This window comes from Vibrio sp. YT-16, from assembly GCF_033337405.1.
Classification (GTDB): domain Bacteria; phylum Pseudomonadota; class Gammaproteobacteria; order Enterobacterales; family Vibrionaceae; genus Vibrio; species Vibrio alginolyticus.
On sequence record NZ_JAWOQQ010000003.1, the window covers coordinates 402764 to 420501 of the forward strand.

At 44.7% G+C, this 17738-nt stretch carries 17 protein-coding genes; 6 read left to right on the forward strand and 11 right to left on the reverse strand.

Annotation, left to right across the window (positions count from 1 at the left end; all coding sequences use genetic code 11):
* Positions 1-97: 97 nt before the first annotated feature.
* The gene (locus R7F07_RS07915) at positions 98-844 is read right to left on the reverse strand and encodes a flagellar brake protein (protein WP_050550098.1); all 747 of its coding nucleotides are present in this window, start codon (positions 842-844) and stop codon (positions 98-100) included.
* A gap of 127 nt (positions 845-971) precedes the next feature.
* Between R7F07_RS07915 and R7F07_RS07920 the strand changes: the two genes are divergently transcribed.
* Positions 972-1247: a GNAT family N-acetyltransferase gene (locus R7F07_RS07920; protein ID WP_005375124.1), complete on the forward strand. Its 276-nt coding sequence runs from the start codon at positions 972-974 to the stop codon at positions 1245-1247.
* Entirely contained in the window at positions 1244-2221 is a 978-nt protein-coding gene (locus R7F07_RS07925) for a phosphotransferase (RefSeq protein WP_132936476.1), read from the forward strand. Before R7F07_RS07920 ends, R7F07_RS07925 begins: the two co-directional genes overlap by 4 nt.
* Before the next feature lie 46 nt (positions 2222-2267).
* Here R7F07_RS07925 and R7F07_RS07930 read toward each other — a convergent pair whose 3' ends face one another.
* Positions 2268-2768, reverse strand: a complete 501-nt coding sequence (locus tag R7F07_RS07930) for a GNAT family N-acetyltransferase (RefSeq protein ID WP_017820512.1) — start codon at positions 2766-2768, stop codon at positions 2268-2270.
* 395 nt (positions 2769-3163) lie between these two features.
* On the opposite strand from R7F07_RS07930, the gene napG reads away from it, so the two are divergent.
* The 4 genes from napG to R7F07_RS07950 all read left to right on the forward strand — a co-directional run bounded on the left by napG (position 3164) and on the right by R7F07_RS07950 (position 6656).
* Positions 3164-3934: a ferredoxin-type protein NapG gene (napG, locus tag R7F07_RS07935; RefSeq protein WP_171342463.1), complete on the forward strand. Its 771-nt coding sequence runs from the start codon at positions 3164-3166 to the stop codon at positions 3932-3934.
* Positions 3934-4788: a quinol dehydrogenase ferredoxin subunit NapH gene (gene napH / locus R7F07_RS07940; protein WP_149191634.1), complete on the forward strand. Its 855-nt coding sequence runs from the start codon at positions 3934-3936 to the stop codon at positions 4786-4788. The genes napG and napH overlap by 1 nt, the downstream gene beginning before the upstream one ends.
* Before the next feature lie 198 nt (positions 4789-4986).
* A complete protein-coding gene (locus R7F07_RS07945; protein WP_171342464.1) occupies positions 4987-6168 on the forward strand; it encodes an MFS transporter in 1182 nt (393 codons plus the stop codon).
* Between the two features lie 206 nt (positions 6169-6374).
* Positions 6375-6656: a YrhK family protein gene (locus tag R7F07_RS07950; protein WP_025768568.1), complete on the forward strand. Its 282-nt coding sequence runs from the start codon at positions 6375-6377 to the stop codon at positions 6654-6656.
* A gap of 122 nt (positions 6657-6778) precedes the next feature.
* Here R7F07_RS07950 and R7F07_RS07955 read toward each other — a convergent pair whose 3' ends face one another.
* The 9 genes from R7F07_RS07955 to deoD all read right to left on the reverse strand — a co-directional run bounded on the left by R7F07_RS07955 (position 6779) and on the right by deoD (position 17468).
* Entirely contained in the window at positions 6779-7618 is an 840-nt protein-coding gene (locus R7F07_RS07955) for an energy-coupling factor transporter transmembrane component T family protein (protein ID WP_005383942.1), read from the reverse strand.
* Entirely contained in the window at positions 7615-9354 is a 1740-nt protein-coding gene (locus tag R7F07_RS07960; RefSeq protein WP_047104520.1) for an ABC transporter ATP-binding protein, read from the reverse strand. Before R7F07_RS07960 ends, R7F07_RS07955 begins: the two co-directional genes overlap by 4 nt.
* 6 nt (positions 9355-9360) lie before the next feature.
* Complete coding sequence (locus R7F07_RS07965; protein WP_005375133.1) at positions 9361-9909, reverse strand: ECF-type riboflavin transporter substrate-binding protein; 549 nt, start codon at positions 9907-9909, stop codon at positions 9361-9363.
* A 335-nt stretch (positions 9910-10244) separates the two neighbouring features.
* Positions 10245-11375 carry an HlyD family secretion protein gene (locus tag R7F07_RS07970; protein ID WP_005375134.1) on the reverse strand — a complete coding sequence of 377 codons (1131 nt, stop codon included), beginning with the start codon at positions 11373-11375 and terminating at the stop codon, positions 10245-10247.
* Complete coding sequence (locus tag R7F07_RS07975) at positions 11375-11755, reverse strand: DUF3302 domain-containing protein (RefSeq protein ID WP_171342465.1); 381 nt, start codon at positions 11753-11755, stop codon at positions 11375-11377. Before R7F07_RS07975 ends, R7F07_RS07970 begins: the two co-directional genes overlap by 1 nt.
* Positions 11756-11999: 244 nt before the next feature.
* Positions 12000-13583: a GGDEF domain-containing protein gene (locus R7F07_RS07980; RefSeq protein ID WP_005375136.1), complete on the reverse strand. Its 1584-nt coding sequence runs from the start codon at positions 13581-13583 to the stop codon at positions 12000-12002.
* Positions 13567-15051, reverse strand: a complete 1485-nt coding sequence (locus R7F07_RS07985; RefSeq protein ID WP_171342466.1) for a hypothetical protein — start codon at positions 15049-15051, stop codon at positions 13567-13569. Before R7F07_RS07985 ends, R7F07_RS07980 begins: the two co-directional genes overlap by 17 nt.
* Before the next feature lie 166 nt (positions 15052-15217).
* Positions 15218-16687 carry a hypothetical protein gene (locus R7F07_RS07990; protein WP_005383936.1) on the reverse strand — a complete coding sequence of 490 codons (1470 nt, stop codon included), beginning with the start codon at positions 16685-16687 and terminating at the stop codon, positions 15218-15220.
* Between the two features lie 70 nt (positions 16688-16757).
* Positions 16758-17468, reverse strand: a complete 711-nt coding sequence (gene deoD, locus R7F07_RS07995) for a purine-nucleoside phosphorylase (protein ID WP_005375140.1) — start codon at positions 17466-17468, stop codon at positions 16758-16760.
* Positions 17469-17738 lie beyond the last annotated feature (270 nt).

A 17738-nucleotide genomic window follows, 5' to 3' on the forward strand; every position in this document is an offset into this window, starting at 1 on the left:
CTTATTCTTAGTAAATAAAACCCCTTACTGAAAAGTAAGGGGTTTCTTGTTTTCTAGCACTTCAAAGCTTCTTGATAAGCGATAGGGGTTATCAAATCTATCTTTTTAGTGTGAGCTTAGTACCATCAAATTTGAGGTGACTGAGGAGGTTTTTAGCGTTGTTTTTACCAGCCTCATCAAACTCCATTCCGTAGCGAGCATAGTGCGTTGATTTTTGTAAATTACAAATACGACCTCGCAACGGCGCTAGCATACGACTTTCTCCGGGCATCGTTAGATCCAATGAAACGTGGTCACCAACCTGAAGTGGTCGGCTCATCGGTGATGTTACAAAACGACAGCCACTACGAGATAAATCTCTTATTTCGCATTCAGTTCGATAGGCTTCTAAACAAACACGCGCTCTCAAATTTACTTCGTAACGCACTTCTTTGCGAAGCTGAAAGACCTGCATAGTGTTGGGTAGGTCTAGCACCAAAATTGGGTACGGATCGCCTAGTCGATGCTGCAATTGGGCCCGAAATGGGATAACGGCCCCTTCACCTCGATGAGAGTAGGCTTTTACATTGATCCAAAAGCCTTCCTGAAAATAGAACTTCAAGTCTTCATCAGAGATGTTCGGAACCTCTATCAATGCAGTATTATTTGAGTGACAGCCAACAAATGTGCTGGTTGTAATAAACTTTGTACCAACGGGGGTGGTGACGTTTAAGCTCACTTCACTGCCGTGTTCGACCATTGCCATTGCATCGGTGCTATTTAATGTACTTGCCTGACGTTCTGGTGCCTTCTTGCTTTGCAGAGGTAGCTTGCCGTCTCTGGCAATTGGGCTCATATTTCTCATTATAATTGTCGTACCTGATGTAAGAAGGTAATCGCGTGAGGCGAAGCAGCACTCTCGCATGGTATCGATTTTATTCAGTGATATAGTTTGATTCAATCAATCTGTAACAAAAATTAGAGAGCAAGATATGCATAAAGTAACTCATGAGACCACGAATAGTACATTCTGGGTTGATTTAGAGCAGGGTTATAAAGCCAAGGTGATTTATCAGCTTAAGGGTAATGTCATGCACATTACATCAACGGTTGTTCCTGAAGCACTGCGAGGTAAGGGGTACGGAAAAGTGATGATGGAAGCGGTGTTGCCAGAAATTGAGTCACTCGGTTATCAAATCAAACCAGTTTGCCCATATGTTATTCACTACATGGAGAAGAACCAAACGTGGTCACATCTGCTCACATGATGAGTAACAACCACCAACGCTACCAAAATATTGGCCAGGAACTCAATCTCGGTAATTACCGCTCTGTAGAAGTCATACAATCGCTATGGGGAGGCTATGGGGAGTTAGTCCGAGTTACTTATTCTACTGGTTCAGTGATCATTAAGCATGTAAAACTCCCTAAGCCTTCAGAGCATCCTAGAGGCTGGAATACGGACCGTTCTCATCAAAGAAAGTTGCACTCTTATCAGGTGGAAGTGAATTGGTATGAGTATTTTTCCGGAGGGGTGGATACTCGCTGCCGAGTACCACAAGGTCTAAAAACGTTCCAATCGGAGAATGAATGGCTCATTGTGATGGAAGATCTCGCCGAGGTGGGCTTTCCAAAAGTCATCACAGATGCACAGCTAGAGCATCTACAAGCCTGCCTCACTTGGTTGGCGAACTTTCATGCGCGATACATCGATGTTCGTTCGGATAAGTTGTGGCATACCGGAACATACTGGCACTTAGCAACCAGACCCGACGAGCTTGAAGCATTGCAAGACACTGAGCTACAAAATGCGGCTCAATTGATTGATCAAACGCTTTCGCAAGCTAAGTTTAAAACACTAGTACACGGTGATGCCAAATTGGCGAACTTCTGTTTTGATGAAGAAGAATCAAGCGTTGTTGCGGTTGACTTTCAATACGTTGGATGTGGGTGTGCAATGAAAGATGTGGCACTGTTTATGAGTAGCGCCGTTAAGCCAGAACGTTGTGCAGAGATGGAAGTTTGGGTTTTGGATACGTATTTTGCTCAGTTGCAACACGCGCTAATTGTCTATCAACCGAATCTTGACCCTAATGAAGTCGAGCGTGAGTGGCGTCCTTTGTTTGCTGTGGCTTGGGCAGACTTTCAGCGATTTGTGAAAGGTTGGAGTCCCGACCACTGGAAGATCAATCCCTACACAGAAGCATTGACTCGCAGAGCGTTGGCTTACTTACGAAAGTGAGTCGAAGTTTAAAAAGAAAAGCCTCCAATTAGTAGGAGGCTTTGTTTTATCTTTGGCCTGGTCTGATGCGCGCCATGTAATAGGTATTGATGAATTCACCATCACGGAAGGAACCGTCAATCGCTTCACCCTCAATTTGAAATCCATGCTTTTTATAAAGCCCAATGGCGGCGTCGTTATCGGCATTGACCTCTATCTGAATTCTTCTCACATTTAACCAGTTATCTGCTAGTTCAGTGACTGTTTCTATCAATTTGCTACCAATACCGAGTCCGTGGAAACTATCATGTACTCCGATGCCAAACGATGCCGTGTGCATCGTTCTTGGACGTAGAGAGTGGTGAAAGCCAATATTTCCGACGACTTTACCATCAATTTCAGCGACATAGCTATAAACACCATCAGGTATGTTTGACAATCTTTCCACCCACATCGCGAGCGAAGGCTTTGGGAGTTGCAGGGTTTCACGTTGTGCTTTTGGTTGTGAATAGATTTCTACGAGTGCCGCTGCGTCTTCGACGGTCGTTGGACGTACGATAATTTCCATGCCTCTCTCCTTCGCTTTTTAGTTTTAATTTTTAATCTAACCACAGTTTTCTTATTTGGATAGTGTTTTTTTATGTTTAATGGATAAATGCCTTTTAAATTAGCTTGTTATGATGTCATTTTTTGAATTTTTAGTAGTGATTTATCATCGAATTGAGCGAGTAGATTGCAAAGGTGTTGAATTATTGTACTGAGAATGGCGCGTACTGCAGAGTATCGTGGTGAATTTCATGTCGCAGTAAATAAACGCATTTAGTCAAACTGTGACGACGGCACTGTGCGTCAGTTGACTTGAATCAATAGAGGATGGGGTTACCTCCTATGAGGTATAGGGAAACGACACGTTTAGGGCTATTTATGCTTAACTTGATAAGGGAGTTTTGTTGAGGAAATAGCATGAAATCCTCTCAGTCTAAAATATCGCAAAGTCGGCGCCGATTTTTACGTGATACAGCTCGAACTGCGGCTGGTGTTGGCGCAGCTGCGTGTGTATTGGGCTTACAATCGCTACAAAGCCAAGCTCGAGAAACCAAAGGTGTGCCTATTCGTCCGCCTGGTGCACTGCCGGAAGGCGATTTCGAATCAGCTTGTATTCGATGTGGCTTGTGTGTTCAGGCATGTCCTTACGATACCTTGAAACTTGCGACATTACTTTCACCCGTCGCGACTGGCTCACCTTACTTTACTGCACGCGATATTCCCTGCGAAATGTGCGAAGACATTCCTTGTGTTGTCGCTTGTCCGATTGGGGCGCTGGATCCGAAACTAACCGATATTGATGATGCTCGAATGGGTACAGCGGTTCTTATTGACCATGAAACTTGCCTTAACTGGCAAGGGTTACGATGCGACGTTTGTTATCGCGTTTGTCCGCTGATTGATGAAGCCATCACATTAGAGATGGTTCACAACGACCGAACCGGTTATCACGCCAAACTTATCCCAACAGTGAATTCCGAAGTGTGTACCGGATGCGGTAAGTGTGAACAAGCGTGCGTGTTGGATGTCGCTGCTATTAAAGTCGTCCCGACGGATTTGGCGAAAGGCAAAGTGGGCAGCCACTACAATTTTGGTTGGAAAGAGATCGACAAACCACTCGAAAATATCCTCCCTAGTGAGACGCCTGTACCGGAAGGTGCGCTTGAATCGCTAAAAGGAGGTAAGTAATGGCAAAGAATTTAGCTCAAAATGCTGGCAAAGAAGCGCTTGAAAAGCTTGGTTGGTGGCGCGCGCATCGGTTTTTGATTTTACGTCGGCTATGTCAGTTCACCATCATTGCGCTGTTTATGGCTGGGCCGACGCTGGGAATTCTAACTGGTAATCTGTCATCAAGTATGTTGCTCGATAACGTGCCGTTAAGTGACCCGTTAATTGTGCTTCAAGCTTTGGCGACAGGGCATGTTCCGGAGTTTAATGCGTTGTTAGGCGTAGTGATTGTCGTGGTGTTTTACGCGATTTTGGCGCCGCGCGCATTTTGTGCTTGGGTGTGCCCGTTGAACATCGTGACAGACTTGGCGGCGTGGTTGCGTCGAAAGTTCAACATTAAATCGAGCTATCGTTGGTCTCCCATGATTCGTTATTGGCTGATCCCTGTTTTGATGTTGGGCAGTGCGCTATCTGGCGCGATTCTTTGGACATGGTTAGATCCAGTTGCGGCACTTCATCGCGGGTTGGTGTTTGGTATGGGCGCAGGTTGGGTGCTAATCGCCCTAGTGTTTGTGTTGGATTTACTCTTGGTTGAGCATGGGTGGTGTGGGCACTTATGTCCACTGGGGGCTACCTATGGCGTGATAGGCCGAAAAAGCCTGTTGCGCGTTACTGCTGTTCGGCGCGAAGATTGCACCAAATGCATGGATTGCTTTTACGTTTGCCCAGAACCAGAAGTGCTTCGGCAGCCTTTGAAAGAGGGAGATCGTCGAGTTATGGATCAAAACTGCATTAGCTGTGGTCGTTGTTTGGATGTATGTCCAGAACATGTGTTTGAATTTAAAAATCGCCTATCAGTAAAAGTCATTGATTAAGCCACTGAGCACATTTACTCATGCTTTATTTCTCTTGATACTTGAACATCGCGCTTAGCCAGGAGTTAAGCGCGATGTTTATCTTCATAACAATATTCCTCAGCCATATCTGCTTGCTCTGGGCTTAAAATAATAATGATATTGCGAATTTGTTACATTTAAAGCTATGATGATGCCTTCATATTTAAAGGAAACATCATGACTACCTCATCGCACGGCTGGAGAACGCCGCAAAATTTCCTCCTGTTAATTTCCATTATCGTGCCCATTGCTTTTTCTACCTGGATGGCGTTGTTGAACAACTTTGTTATCGAGAAAGCAAACTTTGATGGTGCAGACATAGGCCTATTGCAAAGTGTGCGCGAAATTCCGGGTTTTTTGGCCTTTACCGCCGTGTTTGTATTGCTGTTTATCCGAGAGCAACGCTTTATGCTCGTATCTTTGGCGATGCTTACGCTTGGTACGGCATTAACAGGTTATTTTCCCACTTTGTACGGTCTACTTTTTACAACCTTGTTAATGTCCACCGGCTTCCATTACTTTGAAACACTCAAGCAGTCTTTGTCTTTACAATGGCTATCTAAAGAAGAAGCGCCAGAAATGCTGGGTAAGTTTATTTCTGTTGGAGCTTTGGCTTCTCTGTTTACCTACGGCGCCATTTGGGTTTCGCTCGAACAGCTCAAACTTGATTTTAAAACGATCTATTTAATGGCTGGTGGTTTAGGTTTTGTGCTCATTTTGGTGATGGCATTTGCCTTCCCACAATTTAAGACAAAAGTGCCTCAGAACAAGAAGCTCATCCTGCGTAAACGTTACTGGTTATACTATGCGCTTACGTTTATGAGTGGAGCACGCCGTCAAATTTTTACGGTGTTCGCTGGTTTCTTGATGGTAGAAAAGTTTGGTTACTCCGCCGCAGATATTACGTTGTTGTTCCTGATTAACTATGTCTTTAACTTCTTGTTTGCGAAGCGAATAGGCCGTTTTATCGGCGTTGTTGGTGAGCGCAAAGCGTTGATGTTTGAATACGTCGGTTTGATCTTCGTGTTCGTCGGGTACGGTTTGGTGCAAACGGCAGAGTGGGCGGCAGCATTGTATGTTGTCGATCATTTATTTTTCGCGTTAGCGCTTGCGATTAAAACCTACTTCCAGAAAATTGCCGATCCTGCCGATATGGCGTCGACCGCAGGCGTTGCGTTTACGATTAACCATATTGCTGCAGTTGTAATACCTGTTACGTTTGGTGTCATCTGGCTTGTTTCACCTGCGAGCGTATTTTACATCGGCGCTGGTATGGCAGCAGTGAGCTTGCTGTTGTCACTCAATATTCCAGCGAAGCCGGAAGAAGGCAACGAAACTCGCTTGTTGAAGTGGAGTTAAGTTGGTACTCACTATCTAATCATTAAAGCGAATACCTGTAATTAGACTCGCTAAAAAGGGTGCTTATGCGCCCTTTTCTTTTTATTGCAAATAGATAATCCCTCCAATGGTTGTCAATGCATGCCACGTCCGTTAGGGTTTAGAACTAAGTATTTCGAAATAACTTGGGCATAACTGACGCGAAACAATAAGAGGGGAGCTATACAGTGCAGATACATGGCAGAGAGTTGGATTTAGATCTAGGAAGCCGTCACATCGTTATTCAGCGCCGCTATGAGGCGTTAGGTGCTGCAAACGACCTACTCATTGCTATTTGGTTTTTAATTGGTAGCTTTTTCTTTTTGAATGATTCGTTGATTGAAAGTGGTACTTGGCTTTTCATTGTAGGCAGTGCGCAGTTGATCATTAAGCCCCTGATAAAACTGATGAGTTTAGTTCATGTTGGTCGTTTGAATAAGCAACTTTCTGGCACATCAGCGAGCCGCTGAAATTACCGCTTCTTTTGAATACTTGCAAGCAAGAAGCCAACAGGCGAGTTATCGAGGGGAAAGACGGAAGATAACGTGGTCACAACACTAACCACGTTATGTTCAGTTTGAAGCTTCAGAATTTAAAACGGATACCAGAACAGTTGTGTGTCCATCACACGCTTGCTGATCGCAGCAATCACTATCACCGCAATCCCAGCCATGCAGATCATATCGGCTTTGGTCAGTGGTTTTAAGCTGTACCAAGTGCGAGAGGAGTGGCGGCCAAAACCACGTAGCGTCATCGCGTTTGAGATTTGATCGGCTCTGTCTAAACTAGAGAAAATCAGAGGTCCAAGAATCTTCGCGACGTTCTTCATACGATTGAACAACGGAGCCTTCTTGCTCAGTTCTACTCCGCGTGCTTGTTGCGCGTGCATGATGTTAACAAAGTCCTTTTTCACTTCCGGCAAGTAGCGCAGCGTTAAGCTTACGGCATAGGCGATTTTGTAAGGTACACCCAAGCGGTTCAAGCTGGCTGAAAACTCCGTCGGGTGAGTGGTAAATACAAACACCAACGCGATTGGAAACATGCTGAAGTATTTCAACGTCACTGTTACTAGGTAAAACAACGTCTCTTGAGTGAGCGAGTAATTACCGGGTAACGAGAGTAAAACCGTTGATGAGCCCATGAATTCAGTACCTTGTTGCGGTGCTAACGCGAACATAAACAGGGCATTGATCAGTAATACCGTGCCTGTACCGAATAACAGCGGTTTGTAGACATGAAAGGGCACTTTGGTCATTTTCAGTAAGCCTAAACCAAGCACGATCAACAGTGCGATGATTCGCAAGTCAAATGTGGTCAACACCACCGTTACCCAAGCAATGAAAAGCAAGAACTTAGTAATGCCATTCAACTTATGAAGTGGTGATTGGGTATCGATGTAGTTGATACCAAACTTCATCTTATTGTCTTTCATGCCACCGCTTTCTCTAGTTGGTTTACGTCGTCGCTTTTTTGTTGGCGGTGCGCTTTTTCTACATTGATAAAGTGCTGCATAAAGCCATTGGTGTCTTCGATGCCAACTTTCGTAGCCAACTCAAACAGACTTGTTGTGGTGAGGTTTGCTTGGTCTAGTAGCTCTGGACTGCTGAATACCTGCGTCATTGGTGCATCCGCGACTAATTTACTGTCTGCAATCACGATAGAGCGCGTGGTGTATTCCAGCACTAAATGCATGTCATGAGAGATGATCATCACGGTTACGCCCAACTCGCGATTGAGCTTTTCGATGAAACTCAGCATAGACGTGTAGTTTCGATAGTCCTGACCTGCCGTCGGTTCATCAAGGATCAGAAGCTCTGGTTCCAATACCAAAATTGACGCAATGGTTACGCGCTTTTTCTGGCCGTAGCTCAATGCTTCGATTGGCCAGTGGCGGTATTTGCTCAAACCGCACAGCTCAAGGACTTCAAGTACTTTAGCTTCGATTTGTTTCTCTTCAACGCCACGATTACGGAGGCCGAAGGCCACTTCGTCGAAAATCATGTGATGGGAAATCATGTGATTCGGGTTTTGCATCACCACGCCCACTTTCTGGCTGCGCTCGAAGATGGTCAGTTCGTTAAGATCTTGACCATTCATACTCATTGAGCCGCTATCCGCTTCAATAACGCCCATAATCAGTTTGGTGATGGTCGATTTACCCGAGCCATTTTTGCCAAGTACAGAGACAAACTCGCCACGCTTGATGTCAAAACTCACGTCTTCTAACGCGTTTTTCTCACCGTCGTAAGAATAGGTGAGGCCACGGACTTCAAGCAAAGTCTCGGCTGGCGTTTTGGGCGGTTGTGCTGTTGAACCATCAAACCATGCTTGTACTGCCGGTTTATATTGCTCCAACGGTAAGGTAGTTAAGCTAGAAGGTTTTGCATCGCCCTCAATCGCGCAGCCTGCTTCTTTCAGTGCTGAAATATAAAGCGGTTCGCGGATGCCGTAATCTTCTAGCAAAGGCGACGCTAAAATTTCATCTGGCGTTGTATCGGCAATGATTTTGCCGCTTTCCATCAAGATAATACGGTCAACTGAGCAATGCAGAACGTCTTCAAGACGATGCTCAATGATTACGATGGTTTTGCCCGTTTCGCGGTGTAGATCATCGATGATCTCGATGGTTTTTTTACCCGTTTTAGGGTCAAGCGCAGCTAGTGGTTCATCAAACAAAAGGATATCGACATCATCGACGAGAATGCCCGCCAAAGAAACACGCTGTTTCTGCCCGCCAGATAAATCGTGGGGTGAGCGTTCTAGCATCTGTTCCAAGTCGACCATTTTGGCCGTGGCTTTGACCAATGGGTACATGTCGATATTTGAAGTTAGCTGGTTCTCCAGCGCAAATGCAATGTCTTCGCCAATGCTCAAACCGACAAATTGGCTGTCCGTATCTTGCAGTACGGTGCCAACTTGCTCAGTGTATTGGTGCATGTCGAAAGGGGCGGTGTCTTGACCATTGATGGTCAATGTTCCACTGGTTTCCCCTTTGATTGCGTGTGGGATCAGTCCGTTAAGACATTGCCCAAGGGTAGATTTACCACTACCACTTGGACCGATAATGACGATTTTCTCTCCTTTCTCTATCCTTAGATTGATATTTTTTAGCGTCGGTTTGTCCAGCGACTCATATCTAAAAGAGAAGTTAGAAAATTCGATTGTCATTCGACATTAAGCCTCTGTTAAGTTACGGCTTTGCTTGTTACGTTTAGCGACAGACTTAAGAATGAAGAAGCCAACAATAGCAATAAGAATGGTGTTACCGATCGCGATAATAGAAAGCTGGGTAAACACTTTAGTGAACGGTTCTGCGTATAAAATCGTGTCGAGGAATGCAGAGCAACCGTAACCAAATACGTTGCCTAATAGCGCAAGTACTACGAATAACGCGAAGTCTTTCATATTGAAATCACCTTTCTCCAAACGGTAGCGCGTTAGAGAAGGGAATAGACCGATAATCAAACCAACAATACCTGAACCAAGTACCCAAGTGAGCCATACGCCCCAACCTGCAAATAGGTCAGTAACCCAGTGACCAATAAAACCAACCAAGAAGCCAACAAGTGGTCCAAATAGTACTGAGAACAATGCTAATACTGCCATTGCTGGTTTTAGCGTTGTGTTTGCAAACACAGGGATGCCAAACATAGGTAAGCCGCCGATACCGTAAAGAGCAGCACCGATTGCAATAACCACAACAGTTTTAGCGGAAAGATTCATAGATAACCTCAGTTCAATAGTCGATTTTAAAGAACGTTCATTTATATTGTTGGAAAGCGTTAGTTATTTGATTGTGTAACATATATTCAAAACAACCAAGCTGCTTATTGTTTGCTCTATTTTTCTTCAGGAAATGTGTGATTTGATTCACGCATCCCTTTGACTGGCTTTGGTTTTAGCAAGCATTAAAAATAAGGCGCGCATTATACAGAATATTAATAAAAGTGGGAATGCTATCTATCTGGATGGCTAGAATGCATCAGGGGCTGATCGTCAGCCCCTGATTACACGGTTTGATGTTATTTTTACCAATAAATGAATGCGCTATATGTTCATTAATGGTCGAGGTATAAATAGTTCTGCCAGCTCTTCATACGAATAAGCACTTTGCGCATCACTGATACGTGAGTAAAGCTGTCTGAATAAACTGCAACTTCAACCGCAGTACCCATTGGTAGGTGGTATCCACTCAAGTCGTCGGTAATTTTCAGCTTCGCAAAAACACGTCCGCTCGTGCGCAAGGCATCAGTCCCAAGCAGAGCGCCTCGCGCTTGAATTTGGCTTTCACCAATGGCTGGAATCACGTCAATGACTTCGCCACGGAACACTTTGCCCGGAATTGCGCGGAACATAAATTCTGCTTCAAAGCCTGGCTTCAAGCGTTGTAATGAGTTCTGTCTGAATGCCGCGGTGTACGTAATGTCTTCGGTATGTACGAAGGTCATTGCCGGGGCAAGTGGCAACGGCACAGCCATCACTCCAGGACGTAAAGCCAATTGCGTAACGTAACCATCGGTTGGCGCACGAACGACGGTTTGCTCTAGGTTAAACTCTGCTTTACGCAGCTCGGCAAGAAGTTGCGCGACTTGGGTATTTTCGCCTCCGATTTCAGAGTCCAGAGCGATTTGCGCTTGTTCTTGTTGCAAAATCGCAACGTCTAACATGGCTTCTGCCGCTTTATACGCTTGGCGTCGAGTATCCAAATCTTGTTCAGTAAACGCGCCACGATCAAAGCCCCTTTGATATCGGCTAAATTCCCTTTGTGCTTTATCTCTGTCCGCTTGCGCTTTCAATACAGCAGCTTCTGCCTCTCTTAGATCAGACTCTAAGCCCAACGCACCTTGGCTTGCTTCTTTGACTTTCGCTTCCAGGCGAGCAACTTCTGCTTCAAAAGGCACAGGATCGATTTTGAAAAGAATATCGCCCGTTTTGAGCGGTTGGTTGGCCTGGACTGGCACTTCCACCACGCGGCCACGCACGCCAGAGACGATAGGCGTAGTCGGGAACACTTGGTTACCCAATTGAGTAAATGGGTGGTTGTAGTTCATAAGCAGCACGAGTGTGCCCACTAACACTACGCCGCCAAGTACGGCGGTTGGAACGGTCCATTTGTTTAGAGGAATATTGAAAATTTTAAAAATGGCAATACAAAGAGCTGCGTAAGTCAGAATCAGCAATAAGTCCATTATTCGTCCTCTTTACTTTGTTCAGGCAAAGGCTTTTGCTGAATCTTTTGTTGTTTCAACATCGATACTTCGTTTTTGAGTTCGTTGACTTCATCGATGAGTTCTTCAAGGCGGTGATGAATGTCGTGTGTTTCTTGTTCTAGTTGTTTAAAACCCCAGCCGCGTTCCTTGCGCCATAATGTTGCCCAGATCCATAAAAATGGCCACATCGCATGCAAAGTGAAAAGGCTGACCCAGCCAGCGTAGTGAATTGCGTCTTGGTGCGGGTGCTCTCTCTCTTTGGCGATTTCATATGGAATATCATGGATGACAATGATTCCGTAAAAGATCACTAAAGCAACGAAGATGAGTAACCCAAGTGCAAAATAGTCTAGAAACATCTTACCTACCTGTGCGTATTGCGAAATGGAAAATCTACGTAAATTAACAATTTAAGTATTTGTCTTAACTACAGATGAATCAAGCGGTTTTTATGTAGGAATTATGTTTATGCGATGTAAGTATCCACTGATGTTTATTGGCAGTTAAGGTGTTGCTGAGTACTTATTTAAACAAGCAGTGAAGTGATATAGGAAGGATAAGTAAAAAGTATACTAAAGCCCCAGGTGTCAACCGGGGCATGGTTTAAAGTTCGGTACAGACTTGGTTTCTGCCATTGGCTTTGGCGCGATAAAGAGCTTTGTCTGCACGATAAAAAGTTCGCTGAGTATTCTCGCCTTCTCGATGCAAGGTAATCCCTATGGATACGGTCAGCCCCCGCTCACCAAGAATATCGTCCCAACCATATTGATAAATCCGTTCACGATAATTCTCGGCATGCATTTCTGCGCGTTCCAGTTGGGTATTCTCAAGGATCACGAGGAACTCTTCACCACCAAATCGTACGCACGATGCGCCTTTAAATCTGAAGTAGGACGCCAGTTCCTGTGACACACTTTTGATCGCTTTGTCGCCCACCAAATGGCTTAGTTCGTCATTGATGGATTTGAAGTGATCGATATCGATGACCATCAATGCAAATGCAGTATCGTGCAGAAGTAGATCTTTTAGTTTAACTTCTAACCAGCGTCTGTTGTGTAAAGACGTAAGTGGATCGGTAAAGACGTCCTGCTGTAGCTGAGCAACAGTATTTTTATGCTGCTTGGTGGTTTCTTTTAGTTCTTTGTTTTCTAGCTCTGACAAAATGAGTTTGAGTTGTAACTCAAAGCGTGAAAGTCGGCGTAGTTGAGCAGACCCTAACTCACCGATCGGAATATGTTTTACAAGATCAGATTCGATTCTATGCGCTTTTTTTTCACAATTTAATGCTTCTTGATACAACCCTTGAGAGGCGTAAACTTGACTCATCGCGTTATAAAAATGCTGAGTAACGATAGGAGATAGCTGCTTTTGAATCCTTTTACTGATGGAGTCCAACGTTAAATTAGCTAAAGAGGTGTGCCCTACACCGTTTAGACAATACGCAGTCTCAATTTTGACCATCGTAGATAACCAGTATGTCGTGGCACTACCCGTTGTATACTGAACATTCGAAATAGCCAGCAACGCACTGGGGTAGTCTTCTTGCAGACGATGTAATTTGGCTCGGTAGAGGTGAATTTGTGCGGCGAGGTTTTTATCACTGACGAGAATGCTCAGTTCTTCACATTCACTCAATAGCTCTTTGGCGTCTGCGGTACGGTTCAAGCTGATATAACAGGCAAGCATGTACAGCTTGTAACGAAGGCGTAGGGATCGACTGCCAATAGCGTGATCGATAGCATCTATTTTTTGATAATAACGTAATGCACGTTGGTGATCCCCATAGGCATCGCACAAATTACCCATTCCAATAATGGCCAATACGTACTCATCAATATAGCCGTACTCGACGGCGATATTGGTTGAAGCAACATACTCGGTTAATGCCGCATTGTAGTCACCTACTTCAACTAAACGCTCACTCAAGCTTGCTTTCACAGAAAGAATATCTTCTACATCCTCTGGTAAAACAAGCAACTCAAGCGCTTGTTTCAATTCACTAATGCTGTCGTTGAGCTGTTTGATCTCTCTTCGATACTCGGCGCTAATGATATAGCAATGCGCTTTCTCTCGGTTTGTTGACGCAATATGTAACCCTATGTGTTCCCATAGCGTAATCGCTTCTTCACCTGAAACGGAAGAAGGATCGATACCTGCGTCAGTCACCTTGCTAAGCAGTTGTTCCATTCTTCATTACCTCAATATAACTTTCTTCGAGCTGTTCTAACGTGAATGGGAAGGTCAGGATATCTTGCAAATACAGTATCGGTTTAGGGCCTTTGATTCCGCGTCGCTTCCATGGATAGATGTCTAACATCGCTTGGACAGTGCGGTAGACCTCTTCTGCTGCTTGACCTTTTTCTGCAATTAACATTGCTAGCCTGTTACTGGAAATTCTCGAGATGAGGTCGCTGGAGGTTGTCAATGCATGAACGAGCTCGGTACAAACATCGAGAACTTCGGGGTTTGAATGCTGAATCATAATGATGGCGTGGTTAGAGCGTTTGAGCTCCGTTTTAAACAAAACTAACTGTTCCCACCAGTAGGTCTCAGAAACGACATTAGAGAACTGTTTTTCAGGGTCGTATTCGTGTTGAGAGCGAATATGATTGATCAGCTTACGTGCTCGCTGCTCTAGTTGGCGTTTAGAGCCTCTTGCTTTATCCATGCTGATTCGGTGAGTTTGTTCTTTGAGCATTTTGAGTGCGTGCGTACGGTATTTCTTGAACGCGTTAAACGCAGACTCAAAGTCTCCTTGTTCTTCAGCGACTCGTGATTGTTGGAAGCAAATTTGGCTGAGTAGCTCACCGTGGTCGAAACTGAGTGCAGACTCTTCTGCTGCAAGTAGCAACTTGGCAGCGCTGTCTGTATTTTGGCGCAAAAGCTCAAGTCTTGCTCGGCTAATAAAAGAGTGTGCTTTCATCCAAACGAGATCATGCTCAATGGCGAGCTGGTGGGCTTTTTGGGTGGCTTCTTCGGCCGCATCAAGGCGTTCTAGTCCAAGCAGTGCTAACCCTTTAAAGTCCCAGATCTCGGCTTGCCACGTACTGTCACCATGATCTTTTAATACTTCGGTTGCTCCATCCAGTACCGTAAGCATCTCGACAAACTTATTTAGTAAGTAATAGTCCCAAGCTAATAGGATGCGCGCTTTGCCTTCTAACCAAGCAATACGAACATTGTTTGCCACTTTAACGGCTAACTCATGAGTTGAAGCGGCAAGTTGGTGTTCATTAGTGATGCGCCATACATTACCAAGCCCAATTAGAGATTCGATTTGAATTTCAACATCATCAACAAGAGCAGATTGTTCGAGCGCATTAATCCAATATTGTTGCGCGGAATAATACTTTGCTTGGCCCCAATATTGGAGTGCAAAAAGATGGAGAATTTCCGGGAGATGATCGTCGGTTTCAAGCTGTGTTTGTTTGCTGTAAGCGTCTTTGACGAGTTTTAAGCCTTGTCGGTAATCCATTAGGCACCAACAGCATTGCGCCATGATGAGTAAGGCTTTGATCTCTCCGTCCACAAATAAAATTTGTTCCGCGCGGATACGATATTGCTGCGCAATATTAAAGGTATGTTTAGGGGCCGATTTTATTTGGCCTTTAAGCTTAGTGAGATCATCTTCTAGCTGAATTTGGTTTTTATCCAACGTTCACATCCATGACTATCGAACTGGAAATCACACCTAATATTAAGTGGTTAGATGCATGTTTCTTTACCAAAGCGATGCGGATAACGTTTTGGTAAACGATCAGGGGCCGTAATGTATACCGTTACAACCCCTAATTACTACATCTAAATTACCAATAGAATAGCTACGATAGGAGCTGTTTGATTGTCAAAGGTGCATCAGAGACTTCTAACCTTTGTGCAGCGGTAAGACCTTGTTTATCCTGATAGCACAAATTATGCCAAGCTCTGAATATATCTAAAAGAGGTAAAATACCAGCAGGTCGTAATTTGCGACGTGGCTCGTTAATGAAGCTTTCGAAAAGAATCTGAAAGCGGTTTTGATAAAACTTCACATGACGAGTTGTCGCAACGTTAAACCATTTTTCAGGCTCATTTTGATCGCCAGCGAGGTAGCAAATGCCTTTGTGGTTTTCGTTTTGACTAGAGATTGCCCAACGATCGCGCCACCAACTCATATAGGCGATATCGACTTTGCCAAAGGGAGTGCTCATGTCCCAACTAGCGTCCTCTTCTACGTACATCAAGTCGACACTTTTCTCTTTAATACGAGGTAAACAAACGCTCAGTGCAGCTGAACGTAGTAGGGGATCTTGAGGCATGTATAGAGATACACGTTTGTTTGGGCAGCACATATCAAGTACGTGCAAATAGTGTGCATACGAGGTGTATGGCGGACGGACTAATGCCCCTTTTGAAGGGTAATGAAATACAGATAGATTACCAAGAGGGTCTTCTACGTTACCGCGAGCCAAAATTGTTTGGTATTTTTGGTCAATTCGCTCTCTGAGGTGATGAGAAGGTTCCGCAAGCGGCTCACTTGCTTCCGCTACGTACTCCTGGGAAACAAAACGAGACACCTCATCGTAAGGATTATGATCGAGCGTTGCGATTGGCTCTTCATCAGCGGAATAATTGACGTGCTGGCAAAGAATATAGCCAGAATGCGCTTCGCCAGAAACAATCCAATACACACCATTATTGCTGTTCGGTTGCAATGCAATATAGTTTGAGGCCAATTCATAATGCGTTGCGTGGTTTACCCAGCGCGCATCAATGGTTGCCAGCTTGCGGCGGCAGCGGCTAGCTATATGGTCAACATGATCGTAAAAGGTTTTTGGGTTAATACTAAGCTTGCGGCAGATTTCTCGTACGGAATATCCCGTAAACAATAAACCCATCAAGTTCTCTTGAAATTGAAGCTTCTTGTTGGCACCAGACCACTTGTCGACAAAGGTACTTTGACACACTTTACAGCGGTAACGTTGGCGATCGCCACTGTAACCGAAAGCGTGATAGAGGTGTTTGTGAGTGTGGACAGAAAGTCCAAAGTTGTCGCAATCATCATTACGGCAAGCAGGCAACCCGTCACTGTGGACGTGCCGCAGGCGATGAAGTTCGTTCACGACATCGCGATTATTAAGTAAGGGGGGGAAAGCTCCACATTCACGGCATACCATCGCCGGACGCTTAGGGTTCGCATGTTGCAGAACGTAACGCTTTGCATCACTCAATCCAAAGTTGTCACACGCCAATGTTTTACAAAAGTTGAGTTGTAACCCATCTGCGTCTTTTGGCAGTTCGCCGTTAGACACAATCGCCCCCTCGGGATAATTCGGGCAGCCAGCATAACTCTGGCTGCAAATTATTACTTACTATTTGTTCTTAGATGTTGATTGCAGTTTCTAGTGCAACTTTCATCATGTCGTTGAACGACTTCTGACGCTCTTCTGAGCTTAGTTTTTCACCACGGATGATGTGGTCAGAAACTGTCAGGATAGTCAGTGCTTTCGCGCCTAGGTCAGCTGCTACGCCGTAGATACCAGCCGCTTCCATGTCTACACCTAGGATGCCTAGTTTTTCCATCTTCTCGAAGATGTCTGCTTCTGGTGTGTAGAACAGGTCAGCAGAGAATACGTTACCTACTTTTACAGGCACTTCCTGAGCGCGCGCTTGGTTAACTGCTTCTTCTAGAAGACCGTAATCAGCGATTGCTGCGAAATCGTGGTTGTTGAAACGGATACGGTTAACTTTAGAGTCTGTAGAAGCACCCATACCGATAACAACGTCCATTAGTTTCACGTCGTCACGTACTGCACCACAGCTACCCACACGGATAACGTTTTTCACGCCGTATTCAGCGATTAGCTCGTGTACGTAGATACAGCAAGACGGGATACCCATGCCGTGGCCCATTACAGAAACTTTTTTGCCTTTGTAAGTGCCAGTAAAGCCGAACATGTTGCGAACGTCACAAACTTGTTTCACATCTTCTAGGAACGTTTCAGCGATGTATTTAGCGCGCAACGGGTCGCCTGGCATTAGAACTGTTTCAGCGAAATCACCTGGTTGTGCGTTAATGTGTGGGGTTGCCATAAGTGCTCTCCAAAGTTTTGTTTTGATAAAACGCCTCTATTATAGAACGCTATTACCAATTCTGTTGAACTTGTTCGTTTTCGTTGAGGCAATAATATCGGGACGTACAGTGGCCCCTTGAGAGCTTAGTCACAAAAACCACGCATTTAGAAACTGCAACTACCATTGATAACCAAATCTGTTGAAATCAAAAGAGCAATCGATTTGCTTTTGAGCAGTTTGTCGATTGCGCGCACAAATTCTTTGTTTTTGGGCCAAACTTTTTTCTGA